The organism is Streptomyces caeruleatus (assembly GCF_001514235.1).
Lineage (GTDB): Bacteria > Actinomycetota > Actinomycetes > Streptomycetales > Streptomycetaceae > Streptomyces > Streptomyces caeruleatus.
Map to the genome: position 1 here is coordinate 236,767 of NZ_KQ948928.1, position 13,483 is coordinate 250,249.

At 71.3% G+C, this 13,483-nt stretch carries 10 protein-coding genes; 6 read left to right on the forward strand and 4 right to left on the reverse strand.

The window, feature by feature from the left end; genetic code table 11:
• Positions 1-87 precede the first annotated feature (87 nt).
• Positions 88-1,560 carry a 3' terminal RNA ribose 2'-O-methyltransferase Hen1 gene (locus AQJ67_RS16625; RefSeq protein ID WP_062719543.1) on the forward strand — a complete coding sequence of 491 codons (1,473 nt, stop codon included), beginning with the start codon at positions 88-90 and terminating at the stop codon, positions 1,558-1,560.
• Complete coding sequence (locus AQJ67_RS16630; protein ID WP_062719544.1) at positions 1,557-4,109, forward strand: polynucleotide kinase-phosphatase; 2,553 nt, start codon at positions 1,557-1,559, stop codon at positions 4,107-4,109. The genes AQJ67_RS16625 and AQJ67_RS16630 overlap by 4 nt, the downstream gene beginning before the upstream one ends.
• Before the next feature lie 36 nt (positions 4,110-4,145).
• Here AQJ67_RS16630 and AQJ67_RS16635 read toward each other — a convergent pair whose 3' ends face one another.
• Positions 4,146-5,045: a diacylglycerol kinase catalytic domain-containing protein gene (locus tag AQJ67_RS16635; protein ID WP_062719545.1), complete on the reverse strand. Its 900-nt coding sequence runs from the start codon at positions 5,043-5,045 to the stop codon at positions 4,146-4,148.
• Entirely contained in the window at positions 5,042-6,079 is a 1,038-nt protein-coding gene (locus AQJ67_RS16640; RefSeq protein ID WP_062719546.1) for an SPFH domain-containing protein, read from the reverse strand. Before AQJ67_RS16640 ends, AQJ67_RS16635 begins: the two co-directional genes overlap by 4 nt.
• Positions 6,080-6,214: 135 nt before the next feature.
• On the opposite strand from AQJ67_RS16640, the gene AQJ67_RS16645 reads away from it, so the two are divergent.
• Together AQJ67_RS16645 and argF are read left to right on the forward strand one after the other, a co-directional pair.
• The gene (locus AQJ67_RS16645; protein WP_062719547.1) at positions 6,215-7,438 is read left to right on the forward strand and encodes an arginine deiminase; all 1,224 of its coding nucleotides are present in this window, start codon (positions 6,215-6,217) and stop codon (positions 7,436-7,438) included.
• 98 nt (positions 7,439-7,536) lie between these two features.
• Positions 7,537-8,544: an ornithine carbamoyltransferase gene (gene argF, locus AQJ67_RS16650; protein WP_062719548.1), complete on the forward strand. Its 1,008-nt coding sequence runs from the start codon at positions 7,537-7,539 to the stop codon at positions 8,542-8,544.
• Between the two features lie 105 nt (positions 8,545-8,649).
• Here the strand turns inward: argF and AQJ67_RS16655 are convergent, their stop codons facing one another.
• Positions 8,650-9,102 (reverse strand): ATP-binding protein, encoded by a 453-nt coding sequence (locus AQJ67_RS16655; RefSeq protein ID WP_062719549.1) that lies wholly within the window; start codon positions 9,100-9,102, stop codon positions 8,650-8,652.
• A 304-nt stretch (positions 9,103-9,406) separates the two neighbouring features.
• Between AQJ67_RS16655 and AQJ67_RS16660 the strand changes: the two genes are divergently transcribed.
• The gene (locus tag AQJ67_RS16660; RefSeq protein WP_062719550.1) at positions 9,407-10,234 is read left to right on the forward strand and encodes an enoyl-CoA hydratase family protein; all 828 of its coding nucleotides are present in this window, start codon (positions 9,407-9,409) and stop codon (positions 10,232-10,234) included.
• A gap of 2 nt (positions 10,235-10,236) precedes the next feature.
• Complete coding sequence (locus tag AQJ67_RS16665; protein WP_062719551.1) at positions 10,237-12,630, forward strand: bifunctional salicylyl-CoA 5-hydroxylase/oxidoreductase; 2,394 nt, start codon at positions 10,237-10,239, stop codon at positions 12,628-12,630.
• 36 nt (positions 12,631-12,666) lie between these two features.
• On the opposite strand, the gene AQJ67_RS16670 is transcribed toward AQJ67_RS16665, so the two are convergent.
• The gene (locus tag AQJ67_RS16670) at positions 12,667-13,479 is read right to left on the reverse strand and encodes a PaaX family transcriptional regulator (RefSeq protein WP_062719552.1); all 813 of its coding nucleotides are present in this window, start codon (positions 13,477-13,479) and stop codon (positions 12,667-12,669) included.
• Between the last annotated feature and the right edge of the window lie 4 nt (positions 13,480-13,483).

A 13,483-nucleotide genomic window follows, 5' to 3' on the forward strand; every position in this document is an offset into this window, starting at 1 on the left:
GGCTAGCGAAAATTCCCGAGTGGTGGGGGCGCCCGCTCTGTACGGTGGGCGTATCCGCAGTTCAGACCACTACTAAGGCCACCCATCGTGTTCCTGACCATCACCACCACCGGCACTCCGGAGCGTCCGGCCACCGATCTCGGCTTCCTGCTGCACAAGCATCCCGAGAAATCGCAGGCGTTCTCCACCTCGTACGGCAAGGCGCACGTCCTCTACCCGGAGGCGGACGCCGAGCGCTGCACGGCGGCGCTGCTGCTGGAGGTGGACGCGGTGGCGCTGGTCAGGCGGGGCAAGGGCAAGGGGCGGGGCGGCGCGCCCGACGCGGCGCTCGCGCAGTACGTCAACGACCGGCCGTACGCCGCCTCCTCGCTGCTCGCGGTCGCGCTCAGCAGCGTGTTCTCCAGCGCCATGCGCGGTGTGTGCAACGCGCGGCCCGAGCGCGCCGCCGAGCCACTGCCGCTGCGCGTCGAGGTGCCCGCGCTGCCCGCGAGGGGCGGCCCGGAGCTGGTGCGACGCCTCTTCGAGCCGCTCGGCTGGGCGGTGACCGTGGAGCCCGTGCCGCTGGACGTCGCATTCCCCGAGTGGGGCGACTCGCGGTACGTGCGCCTCGTACTGGAGTCGGAGTCCCGCACGCTCGCCGAGGCCCTGCGCCACCTCTACGTCCTGCTCCCCGTCCTGGACGACGCCAAGCACTACTGGGTGGCCCCCGACGAGGTCGACAAGCTGCTGCGGGCCGGTGAGGGCTGGCTGCCGGGCCACCCGGAGCAGAAGGTGATCACCAGCCGGTACCTGTCGCGCCGCTGGTCGCTGACCCGGCAGGCGATGGAGCGGCTGGAGCTGGTGCGGCTCGCCGAGGCCGACGACAGCGAGGTCGAGGACATCGACAACGCCGTCGAGGCGGAGGGCGAGACGGAGGAGAAGCCGACCCCGCTCGCCGTGCAGCGACGGGACACGATCATCGCCGCGCTGAAGGCGTCCGGCGCCGCGCGCGTGCTGGATCTCGGGTGCGGACAGGGGCAGTTGGTGCAGGCGCTCCTCAAGGACCCGGCGTTCACCGAGATCGTCGGTGTGGACGTGTCGATGCGGGCGCTGACCATCGCCGGGCGGCGGCTGAAGCTGGACCGGATGGGGGAGCGGCAGGCCTCACGCGTGAAGCTCTTCCAGAGCTCCCTCGCCTACACCGACAAGCGGCTCGCGGGCTACGACGCCGCCGTGCTCAGCGAGGTCATCGAGCACCTCGACCTGCCACGGCTGCCCGCCCTGGAGTACGCGGTGTTCGGCTCCGCCCGGCCCCGGACGGTCCTGGTGACCACCCCGAACGTCGAGTACAACGTCCGCTGGGAGTCCCTCCCGGCCGGGCACGTCCGGCACGGCGACCACCGCTTCGAGTGGACCCGCGAGGAGTTCCGCGCCTGGGCCCGGGCGGTGGCCGAACGGCACGGGTACGACGTGGAGTTCGTGCCCGTCGGCCTCGACGACCCGGAGGTGGGGCCGCCCACCCAGATGGCCGTCTTCGAGATGGGCCGAACCGAGAACGTGAAGGAGGCGAAGGCCGCATGAGCGAGAACACCACCGGGGCAACCGAGGGACGGGTCCTGCCCGTCACCGACCTCTCCCTCGTCGTGCTCGTCGGCGCCTCCGGCTCCGGCAAGTCCACCTTCGCCCGCCGGCACTTCAAGCCCACCGAGGTCATCTCCTCCGACTTCTGCCGCGGCCTGGTCTGCGACGACGAGAACGACCAGAGCGCGACCCGGGACGCCTTCGACGTCCTGCACTACATCGCGGGCAAGCGCCTGGCCGCCGGCCGGCGTACCGTCGTCGACGCCACCAACGTGCAGCAGGACGCCCGCAAGCAGCTGATCCAGCTGGCGAAGCAGTACGACGTGCTGCCCATCGCCATCGTGCTCGACGTACCGGAGCAGGTGTGCGCCGAGCGCAACGCGGGCCGCAGCGACCGCGCGGACATGCCGCGCCGGGTCATCCAGCGGCACACCCGCGAACTGCGCCGCTCGCTCAGGCACCTGGAGCGCGAGGGCTTCCGCAAGGTGCACGTCCTGCGCGGTGTGGAGGACGTCGAGAACGCCACCGTCGTCACCGAGAAGCGCTTCAACGACCTGACCCACCTCACCGGCCCGTTCGACATCGTCGGCGACATCCACGGCTGCGCCTTGGAACTGGAGTCCCTGCTGGGCAAGTTGGGCTACGTCGACGGCGTGCACCCCGACGGCCGTACCGCCGTCTTCGTCGGCGACCTCGTCGACCGCGGCCCGAACAGCCCGGGCGTGCTGCGGCGCGTCATGTCGATGGTCAAGTCGGGCAACGCGCTGTGCGTGCCGGGCAACCACGAGAACAAGTACGGCCGCTACCTCAAGGGCCGAGGCGTCCAGCACACCCACGGACTCGCCGAGACCATCGAGCAGATGGAGGGTGAGAGCGAGGAGTTCCTGACCGAGGTACGGCAGTTCATCGACGGACTCGTCAGCCACTACGTCCTCGACGGCGGCCGGCTGGTGGTCTGCCACGCCGGTCTGCCGGAGAAGTACCACGGCCGTACGTCGGGGCGGGTGCGTTCACACGCGCTGTACGGCGACACCACCGGGGAGACCGACGAGTTCGGGCTGCCGGTGCGCTACCCGTGGGCGGAGGACTACCGGGGCCGCGCGGCCGTGGTGTACGGCCACACTCCGGTCCCGGAGGCCACCTGGCTGAACAACACCATCTGCCTGGACACCGGCGCCGTCTTCGGCGGCAAGCTGACCGCGCTGCGCTGGCCGGAGCGGGAACTGGTCGACGTACCGGCCGAGCAGGTCTGGTACGAGCCGGCCAGGCCGCTGCGGACGGAGGCACCGGGCGGGCACGACGGACGGCCGCTCGACCTGGGCGACGTCCAGGGCCGCAGGGTCGTCGAGACCCGGCACTCGGGCCGGGTGTCGGTCCGCGAGGAGAACGCGGCCGCGGCCCTGGAGGTCATGAGCCGCTTCGCCGTCGACCCGCGCCTGCTGCCGTACCTCCCGCCGACCATGGCACCGACGGCCACGAGTCACATCGAGGGCTACCTGGAGCACCCGGCGGAGGCTTTCGCGCAGTACGCGGCGGACGGTGTCGAGCGGGTCGTGTGCGAGGAGAAGCACATGGGCTCGCGGGCCGTGGCGCTGGTGTGCCGGGACGCGGACGTGGCGCGCAAGAGGTTCGGGGTCGACGGGCCCACCGGGTCGCTGTACACCCGGACCGGCCGCCCCTTCTTCGACGACGAGTCGGTGACGGAGGCGATCCTGGACCGGGTCCGGGCCGCTGTCACCGAGGCCGGTCTGTGGGAGGACCTGGAGACCGACTGGCTGCTGCTCGACGCCGAGCTGATGCCGTGGTCGCTGAAGGCGCAGGGCCTGCTGCGTTCGCAGTACGCGGCGGTCGGCGCCGCCTCCGGGGCGGTGTTCCCGGGCGCGCTGGCCGCGCTGGAGGGCGCCGCGGCGCGCGGCGTCGACGTGTCGGACCTGCTGTCCCGGCAGCGGGAACGGGCCGCCGACGCCGCCTCGTTCACCGAGGCGTACCGCCGGTACTGCTGGACCACGGACGGCCTGGACGGCGTACGCCTGGCACCGTTCCAGGTCCTCGCGGTCCAGGGCCGCAGCCTCGCCGCCCTCCCGCACGACGAGCAGCTCGCGCTGCTCGACCGGCTGGTGGAGCACGACGGCACGGGTCTCCTGCAGACCACCAGGCGGCTGTACGTCGACACCGGTGACCCGGAGTCGGTCCGGGCCGGCGTCGACTGGTGGCTGGAGATGACCGGCCGGGGCGGCGAGGGCATGGTCGTCAAGCCGCTCGGCGCGGTCGTACGGAGCGGCGAGGGACGGCTGGTCCAGCCCGGGATCAAGTGCCGGGGCCGCGAGTACCTGCGGATCATCTACGGTCCGGAGTACACGCGCCCGGACAACCTGGCCCGGCTGCGGCAGCGGTTCCTCAACCACAAGCGCTCCCTCGCCATCCGCGAGTACGCGCTCGGCCTGGAGGCCCTCGACCGGCTGGCCGAGGGTGAGCCGCTGTGGCGGGTGCACGAGGCGGTGTTCGGGGTGCTGGCGCTGGAGTCGGAGCCGGTCGACCCCCGGCTGTGACGGCCGGCGGCTGTACACGTAAGTGGCCGTACACGGTCAGCCGACGAGTCGCAGCCGCTCCCGGCACACGCCCACCCGCAGGGTCTGACCCCAGGTCAGCTCCACCGCGTCCGTCTCCATCCCGTCCCCGAAGGCGACCAGCCGCTCGGACTCGACGGTGAGGTGGAGACGGTGCGCGGCGGCGAGTTCGCCGGACACCAGTGACGTCCCGGTGGCCGGGGAGGGCCAGGCCTCCCGTACGAACCACAGCAGGCGTTCCTCCGTGGGGGCGGGCAGCCGCTGCCGCCCGCCCCGCTCCTGCCACACCGACCGGATCCATCCGGTCGCCCCCGTCCCGGTGCCGATCAGCACCCCGGACGAGGCCTGGGCCTCGACGACACCCCCGTCGTCCTCCAGGCCCAGGCGGTATCGGGCCGTCTGGTGACCGACGGCGCCCAGGTAGATCTCGTTCAGCGCCACCAGCCGCTGGGTGTCGTCGGCGACGGCCTCCACCATGATGAGCTCGTCGCAGCGGACCCCTCCCGACCGTGTGGCGGCGAGCAGCGGGCCTGCGTCGGCGGGGCGGTGGCGCACCAGGACGCCCGGGTTGCGGCCGGGGTCGGTGTCGATGCCGAGCACCGGCTGGCCGGCCAGGTACTTGGCCACGTTCGCGACCAGCCCGTCCTGGCCGACCACGACGACCACGTCCTCCGGCGCGAACAGGAAACGGTCCAGGTCGGCCCGCTCCACCCGGGTCTGCCGCCAGGTCAGCGGGATCGCCGAGGTCACCTCCGTCAGCGCCTGCCGCGTGCGGCGGTGGCGTTCGGTGACCTCCGCGATGTCGCGGCCCCGGGAGGAGAGGAAGAAGGCGGCCTGGCCGTGGGTGCCGTGCCGGGCCACCAACTCCTCGTACTCCGTGGTGCGATGGACGAGGACGACCCGCGGGGCGAGACTCACGCCCGCTCCCGCGCACCGAGCCTGGCGAGCAGCCCGGTCAGCACGTCCGGCGACAGCGTCACACTGTCGATGCGCGGCAGGTTCTCCGCCAGCCGCGTCCCGGTGAGGGCGTGCAGCGTCGCCACGTCCACCTCGGCGTGCACCCGCAGCCACGCCGCCTGTGCCTGCGCCCGGGCCTCACCGACCTCGCGCGCGCCTTCGGCCTCGGCCCGGGCCAGTCGTACGGACCGCTTGGCCTCCGCCTCCGCGAGCCGCACCGTGCGCGCCGCCTCCGCCTCGGCCCGTACGGCGTCGGCGGCCGCGTGCTCCTCGGCCTCCCGGCGCGCGTTCGTGCCCCGCTGGTCGACCAACTGTTCCTCGCGGCGGGCGAGTTCGATCTGGCTGGCGAGCTCGTTCTCGGCGATGGCACGCTCCCGCTCGACGGCGACCGCACGCCGCTCGTACGTCGCGCGGTCCGCCTCCTGCTGGATCTGCTCGCGGGCGGGCGTGCGCAACGCCCGCTCCACCTCCGGTTCCGGACGCAGCGCCACGACCCGTACGGCGACCACCTCGATGCCGGTCGCCGGGAGCCGGGGCTCGCCGGCCAGGCCCGCCGCGATCCGCTCCCGCACCGCCGTCACGCCGTCGACGAGGGCCGCCGACAGCGGCGTACGGGACAGGACGTCCAGCGCGTGCTGCTGGGCCGTCTCCGTCAGCAGCGTCCCCAGCTGCTCCAGCGGGGTGCCCCGCCATGCGCCCGTGTCCGGGTCGACGGAGAAGTCCAGGCGGGTCGAGGCCAGTGCGGGGTCGCTGATCCGGTAGGTGACCGTGGCCTGGACGGCCACGTCCTGGAAGTCGGACGTACGGGCATGGAAGGTCATCGCCAACTCGCGGTCTTCGACCGGCACTTCGGAGAGCGCGGCGGTCAGCGCCCGGTACCAGAAGCTGAGTCCGGGGCCGTCGTGCAGCAGCTTTCCACCGCGGTGGTGGCGGATGTGCGCCGTGGGCGCGCCGCGCAGATGGCGCCAGCCGAGGCGCCGGGTGATGTCGGCCATGGGATCCCCTCCACGATTTCTCGTCATGTAGACGATAATTGTGAGGCCTGGTTGTCGTCAAGGAGACGAGAACGAGAGGAGGTCAAGGCGGTCAAGCAGGGGGTGAAGACGGCGCTCGATGGTCAGGATGGAGGCATGGGATTCCATGTCGACTCCGAGGCCGGGCGGCTGCGCCGCGTCATCCTTCACCGGCCCGATCTAGAGCTCAAAAGGCTCACCCCCAGCAACAAGGACGCCCTGCTCTTCGACGACGTGCTGTGGGTGCGCCGGGCGCGCGCCGAGCACGACGGGTTCGCCGACGTCCTGCGCGACCGCGGGGTCACCGTCCACCTCTTCGGCGACCTGCTCACCGAGGCCCTGGAGATCCCGGTGGCCCGCGAGCTCGTCCTGGACCGGGTCTTCGACGAGAAGGAGTACGGGGTGCTCGCCACGGACCACCTCCGTGCGGCCTTCGAGAGCCTGCCCTCGGCCGAGCTGGCCGAGGCCCTCGTCGGCGGCATGACCAAACGGGAGTTCCTGGAGGCGCACCCCGAGCCGACCTCCGTGCGCTTCCATGTCATGGAACTCGACGACTTCCTCCTCGCCCCCCTGCCCAACCACCTCTTCACCCGTGACACCTCCGCCTGGATCTACGACGGCGTCTCCGTCAACGCCATGCGCTGGCCGGCGCGGCAGCGTGAGACGGTGCACTTCGAGGCGATCTACCGGCACCACCCCCTCTTCCGTGACGAAACGTTCCGCGTCTGGTCCGAGGGGCAGGCCGACTACCCCTCCACCATCGAGGGCGGTGACGTCCTGGTGATCGGCAACGGCGCCGTCCTCATCGGGATGAGCGAGCGGACCACGCCCCAGGCCGTCGAGATGCTCGCCCACAAGCTGTTCGCCGCCGGGTCCGCGCAGACGATCGTGGCCCTCGACATGCCCAAGCGGCGCGCGCTGATGCACCTGGACACGGTGATGACGATGGTCGACGGCGACGTCTTCACCCAGTACGCCGGGCTCGGCATGCTCCGCTCGTACACCATCGAACCCGGCGCCGGCGACAAGGAGCTGAAGGTCACCGACCATCCGCCGGAGCACATGCACCGCGCCGTCGCCGCCGCCCTGGGGCTCAGCGAGATCCGCGTCCTGACCGCGACCCAGGACGTCCACGCCGCCGAGCGGGAGCAGTGGGACGACGGCTGCAACGTGCTGGCCGTCGAGCCGGGTGTCGTCGTCGCCTACGAACGGAACTCCACCACCAACACCCATCTGCGCAAGCAGGGCATCGAGGTGATCGAGATCCCGGGGAGCGAGCTCGGGCGGGGGAGGGGTGGGCCGCGCTGTATGAGCTGCCCGGTCGAGCGGGAGGCCGTATAGAAGGCCCTATAGAAGGCCGCATAGAAGGCCGTATAGAAATTCTAATGTTCGTATAGACTTCCAGCGTCCCTGTCCTCGTCCCACCCTGGAGCGCCCCCATGGCGACTGTCCCGAGCGCCCTCGCCGGCCGCCACTTCCTCAAGGAGATCGACTTCACCGAGCAGGAGTTCCTCGGGCTGGTCGAACTGGCCGCCGAGTTGAAGGCCGCCAAGAAGGCCGGGGCCGAGACGCAGTACCTGCGGGGCAGGAACATCGCGCTGATCTTCGAGAAGACCTCGACGCGTACGCGCTGCGCGTTCGAGGTCGCGGCCGCCGACCAGGGCGCCTCCACGACGTACCTCGACCCGTCCGGCTCGCAGATCGGTCACAAGGAGTCCGTGAAGGACACCGCGCGCGTGCTGGGCCGGATGTACGACGGGATCGAGTACCGCTGCGACAGCCACGCGAAGGTCGAGGAGCTGGCCGCGTACGCGGGCGTGCCCGTCTTCAACGGCCTCAGCGACGACTGGCACCCCACGCAGATGCTCGCCGACGTGCTGACGATGACGGAGCACAGCGACAAGCCGCTCAAGGAGATCGCCTTCGCCTACCTGGGCGACGCCCGCTTCAACATGGGCAACTCGTACCTGATCACCGGTGCGCTGCTCGGCATGGACGTGCGCATCGTCGCGCCCGAGGAGTACTGGCCCGGTGACGAGGTCGTGGCCCGGGCCCGCAAGCTCGCGGAGGCCAGCGGCGCCGTCATCACGCTCACCGCGGACGTCGCCGAGGGCGTCCGGGGCGCCGACTTCGTCGCCACCGACGTCTGGGTGTCCATGGGGGAGCCCAAGGAGGTCTGGGACGAGCGGATCGTGGCGCTCGGCGCCTATGCGGTGACCATGGACGTGTTGCGCGCCACCGGCAATCCGGACGTCAAGTTCCTGCACTGTCTGCCGGCCTTCCATGACCTCGGTACGAAGGTCGCGCGCGAGATCTTCGAGAGGCATGGGCTGGAGTCGCTTGAGGTGACCGACGAGGTCTTCGAGTCGGAGCACTCGGTGGTGTTCGACGAGGCGGAGAATCGGATGCACACGATCAAGGCCGTGTTGGTGGCTGCGTTGGCGTGAGTTTGGGGGCGCCATAGGGGGTTCGGTTGTTTGCCGGGTGCGGCGCCGTTGTGGCTGGTCGCGCCCGCGCGGCGGTAGCCGCAAATTCAATACAGCCCCGCGCCCCTAAGTGGGCTTTCGCTGAGCTGGGACGACAGGTAGCCGGAACCACACCGCCTTGCCGGAGTCGGTCGGGCGGTGGCCGCAGGAGGAGCTGAGGGCGCGGATCAGGAGTAGGCCGCGGCCGTGCTCTTGCCAGGGGTCGGGGGTGCCGATCGTGGGATGGGTCAGGTGGCCCGGCGGTGCCGGGTCCGGGTCGTGGACCTCTACCTGGCAGCCGGAGGGCAGCAGCTCCAGTACGAGTTCTATCGGGCCGGTGCCCGCGGTGTGCTCCACGGCGTTCGCGACCAGTTCCGCCGTGAGCAGCTCCGCGGTGTCGCTGTCGGCGGTGTGCTCCAGCTCGGCCAGCGCCGTACGGACCAGGGCGCGCGCCACGGGCACGGCGGCGGCCGTGTGCGGAAGCGCGATACGCCAGGAGGCGGAGGCTGAGGGGCGATCTTGCAAGGCGGGTCCGTTCATGAGCAGGCTGTCCTGCTTTCAACCTTATGAATGGTACGGCGCCACCCCGCAGAGGCTTCCGAAGGGCACCGTTCGGGACCTTCGGCCCCGACTGAAGGGCGGCTTACCCGGGTGAACGGCCGGCCTCGCGCGGCTGATCCCACCGTTACGCGGGTGTCGACGAGCCGTGACGGATGTGACGGGGTCAGGTCACACCCGGATGGGTTATCGCGCGACCGTGACGACAGTCAAAGTTGGGTGATAGCTTCGAAGGGTAGAGCTCAGTGATGCAGTGCCCGCCGTCCGCCCGAGGAGGCCGCACGTCATGAGTCCCTTCACCGGCTCCGCCGCCCGCACCGCCGACTGGAGGCATCTGCGGGTCGAGCACGCCGACGGGGTCGCCACCGTCACCCTCGCCCGCCCCGAGAAACTCAACGCTCTCACCTTCGGCGCCTACGCCGACCTGCGCGATCTGCTCGCCGAGCTGTCCCGGGAGCGGGCGGTACGGGCCCTGGTGCTGGCCGGCGAGGGCCGCGGCTTCTGCTCCGGCGGCGACGTCGACGAGATCATCGGCGCGACCCTGTCCATGGACACCGCCCAGCTCCTCGACTTCAACCGGATGACCGGCCAGGTCGTACGGGCCGTACGGGAGTGCCCGTTCCCGGTGATCGCGGCGGTGCACGGGGTGGCCGCGGGGGCGGGCGCCGTACTCGCCCTGGCGGCCGACTTCCGCGTGGCCGACCCCACCGCCCGCTTCGCCTTCCTCTTCACCCGGGTCGGCCTGTCGGGCGGCGACATGGGCGCGGCGTATCTGCTGCCCAGGGTGGTCGGCCTCGGTCACGCCACCCGCCTGCTCATGCTGGGCGAACCGGTACGCGCACCGGAGGCCGAGCGAATCGGCCTGATCAGCGAGCTGACGGACGAGGGCCACGTCGACCAGGCCGCACAAGTGCTGGCCCGCCGCCTGGCCGACGGCCCGGCCCTGGCGTACGCCCAGACGAAGGCGCTGCTGACGGCCGAGCTGGACATGCCCCTGGCGGCGGCGGTGGAAATGGACGCCTCCACGCAGGCACTCCTGATGAACGGCGAGGACTACGCAGAGTTCCACGCGTCCTTCACGGAGAAGCGCCCACCGAAGTGGCAGGGGAGGTAGGGATGTTCTCGGCCAAGGGGACTGCATCTCCCTCAGGGGCGCGGGGCTGTATTGAATGTGCGGCTACCGCCGCGCGGGCGCGACCAGCCCCCACGAACCCGCAGCCGCCAACGACGACCAGCCACCCCCTACGAGTCGCGATCACCGGCGGCGGCCCCGGCGGCCTCTACGCCGCAGCCCTCCTCAAACGCCTCGACCCCGCCCGCGAGATCACCGTCTGGGAACGCAACGCCCCCGACGACACCTTCGGCTTCGGCGTCGTCCTCTCCGACGAGACCCTCGGCGGCATCGAACACGCCGACCCCGTCGTCTACGAGGCACTCCAGTCCCACTTCACCCGCTGGGACGACATCGACATCGTCCACCGCGACACCCGCCAGACCTCCGGAGGACACGGCTTCGCGGCCCTCGGCAGAAAACGCCTCCTGGAAATCCTCCACACCCGCTGCCACCAACTCGGCGTAGACCTCCGCTTCCGCTCAGAAGCACCGCCCCCGGACCGCCTCGCGGAGACGTACGACCTGGTCGTCGCCGCAGACGGTGTGCACAGCACCACCCGCGAGGCCTACGCCCATGTGTTCCGCCCACATGTGGAGGAACACCACTGCCGCTACATCTGGCTCGCGGCAGACTTCGCCTTCGCATCCTTCCGCTTCGAGATCGCCGAGACCGAACACGGCGTGATGCAACTGCACGGCTACCCCTACGCCGCCGACGCCTCCACGGTGATCGTCGAGATGCGGGAAGAGGTCTGGCAGGCCGCCGGGTTCGCGGAACTCGACGAACCGGAGTCCGTCGAGCGCTGCGCCAAGATCTTCGCGGAAGCGCTCGGCGGACGGCCGCTCAAGTCCAACAAGTCGGCGTGGACGACGTTCCGCACGATCGTCAACGAACGCTGGTCGCACGGCAACGTCGTCCTGCTCGGCGACGCCGCCCACACCGCCCACTTCTCCATCGGCTCCGGCACCAAACTGGCCGTCGAGGACGCCCTCGCGCTCGCCGCCTGCCTGGCGGAACATCCCTCCCTGGAACGGGCGTTGGCGGCCTACGAGCAGGAACGCAAGCCGGTCGTCGCCTCCACGCAGCGTGCCGCCCGCGCCAGCCTGGAGTGGTTCGAGAACCTCGGGCTGTACCTCGACCAGCCGCCCCGCCAGTTCGCCTTCAACCTCCTCACCCGCAGCCGCCGCGTCACCCACGACAACCTGCGGCTGCGCGACGCCCACTTCACCGAGACCGTGGAGCGGGACTTCGGCTGTCCGCCCGGTACGCCGCCGATGTTCACGCCGTTCCGGCTGCGCGGCTTGACCCTGCGCAACCGGGTCGTCGTGTCCCCGATGGACATGTACTCGGCGACGGACGGCGTCCCCGGCGACTTCCACCTCGTCCACCTCGGCGCCCGCGCCCTCGGCGGCGCCGGACTGGTGATGACCGAGATGGTGTGCGTCAGCCCGGAGGGACGGATCACCCCCGGCTGCGCCGGCCTCTACACCGGCAAGCAGGGCGAGTCCTGGCGGCGGATCGTCCGGTTCGTGCACGCGCAGGCACCCGGCACCGCGATCGGCGTACAGCTCGGCCACAGCGGACGCAAGGGCTCGACCAAGCTGATGTGGGAGGGCATCGACGAGCCTCTGGAGGACGGCAACTGGCCGCTCGTCGCGCCGTCCCCGATCCCCTACAAGCCGTACAGCCAGACCCCGCGCGAGCTGACCCGGTCCCAGCTCACCGACATCCGCGAACAGTTCACGGCAGCCGCCTGGCGCGCCGCCCGAGCCGGGTTCGACCTCCTCGAACTCCACTGCGCGCACGGCTATCTGCTCTCCGGCTTCCTCTCCCCGCTGACCAACCGCCGCACCGACGCCTACGGCGGCTCGCTGGAGAAGCGGCTCCGCTTCCCGCTCGAGGTCTTCGACGCCGTACGGGCGGTGTGGCCCGAGGAACGGCCCATGACCGTCCGGATCTCCGCCACCGATTGGGCCGAGGGCGGTACGACCGCCGAGGACGCCGTGCAGATCGCCCGTGCCTTCGCCGCGCATGGTGCCGACGCCGTCGACGTGTCGACCGGGCAGGTGGTGGCCGACGAGCAGCCGGCGTACGGGCGGTCGTACCAGACGCCGTACGCCGACCGGATCCGGCACGCCACCGGCCTCCCGGTGATCGCGGTCGGCGCCATCTCCTCCTGGGACGACGTCAACTCCCTGATCCTGGCGGGCCGTACCGACCTGTGCGCCCTCGCCCGGCCGCACCTCTACGACCCGCACTGGACGCTGCACGCCGCGGCCGAGCAGGGCTACGACGGTCCGGGCGTCGTCTGGCCGGCGCCGTACCGGGCGGGCAGCCGCCGTCCGCAGACCGGGCGCACGGACGCCCCCAAGCCCCGGCTCACGCTGGGGAGTTGACGTTCACGGTGCCCGCCGCGCTCACCATGCCCGAGGTCACAGACCGGCGTACGTGGCTCCCGCGTCCCGCAGACGCTCGTGCAGCCCCCGGAAGACGGCGGCCGAGCGGGCGCCCGGCCAGTCACCGGGCAGCAGCCGGGCGGGCAGGCCGGGGTCGGTGTACGGGAGGTGGCGCCAGGAGTCCAGGGCGAGGAGGTAGTCGCGGTACGCCTCCTCGGGGTCGGGGTCCGGCCGGCGCTCCCAGTCGTGCAGCACGCGCGCGTGACGGTCGAGGAACGCCTCGTGCTCCTTGGCGATGGCGGCCAGGTCCCACCAGCGGGCGACGGCCTCGGCGGTCGGCGTGAAGCCGAGATGCTCACCGCGGAAGAAGTCGACGTACTCCTCCAGGCGCAGCCGCTGCAGGGTGTGCCTGGCCTCCTCGTAGAGCCGCGCCGGCGCGATCCACACGCCCGGAGCCGCCGTGCCGAAGCCGAGGCCGGCCAGCCGGGAGCGCAGGACGTGCCGCTTCTGCCGCTCGCTCTCCGGCACCGAGAACACCGCGAGCACCCAGCCCTCGTCGTCCGGCGGCACGGTGGTGTAGATGCGGCGGTCGCCGTCGTCCAGCAACTGACGGGCGTCCGGCGAGAGTTCGTACCCTGCCGCGCCCTGTGCCGTACGGGCCGGCAGCAGCAGGCCGCGGCGCTTCAGGCGGGACACCGACGACCGTACGGAAGGGGCGTCCACGCCGACCGCGGCCAGCAGTCTGATCAGCTCGGCGACCGGCACCGGGCCGGGCATGTGGCGGCCGTAGGCGCCGTAGAGCGTGACGATGAGAGACCGTGGTGCATGCTGGTCGGACACGTTGATCATCTTA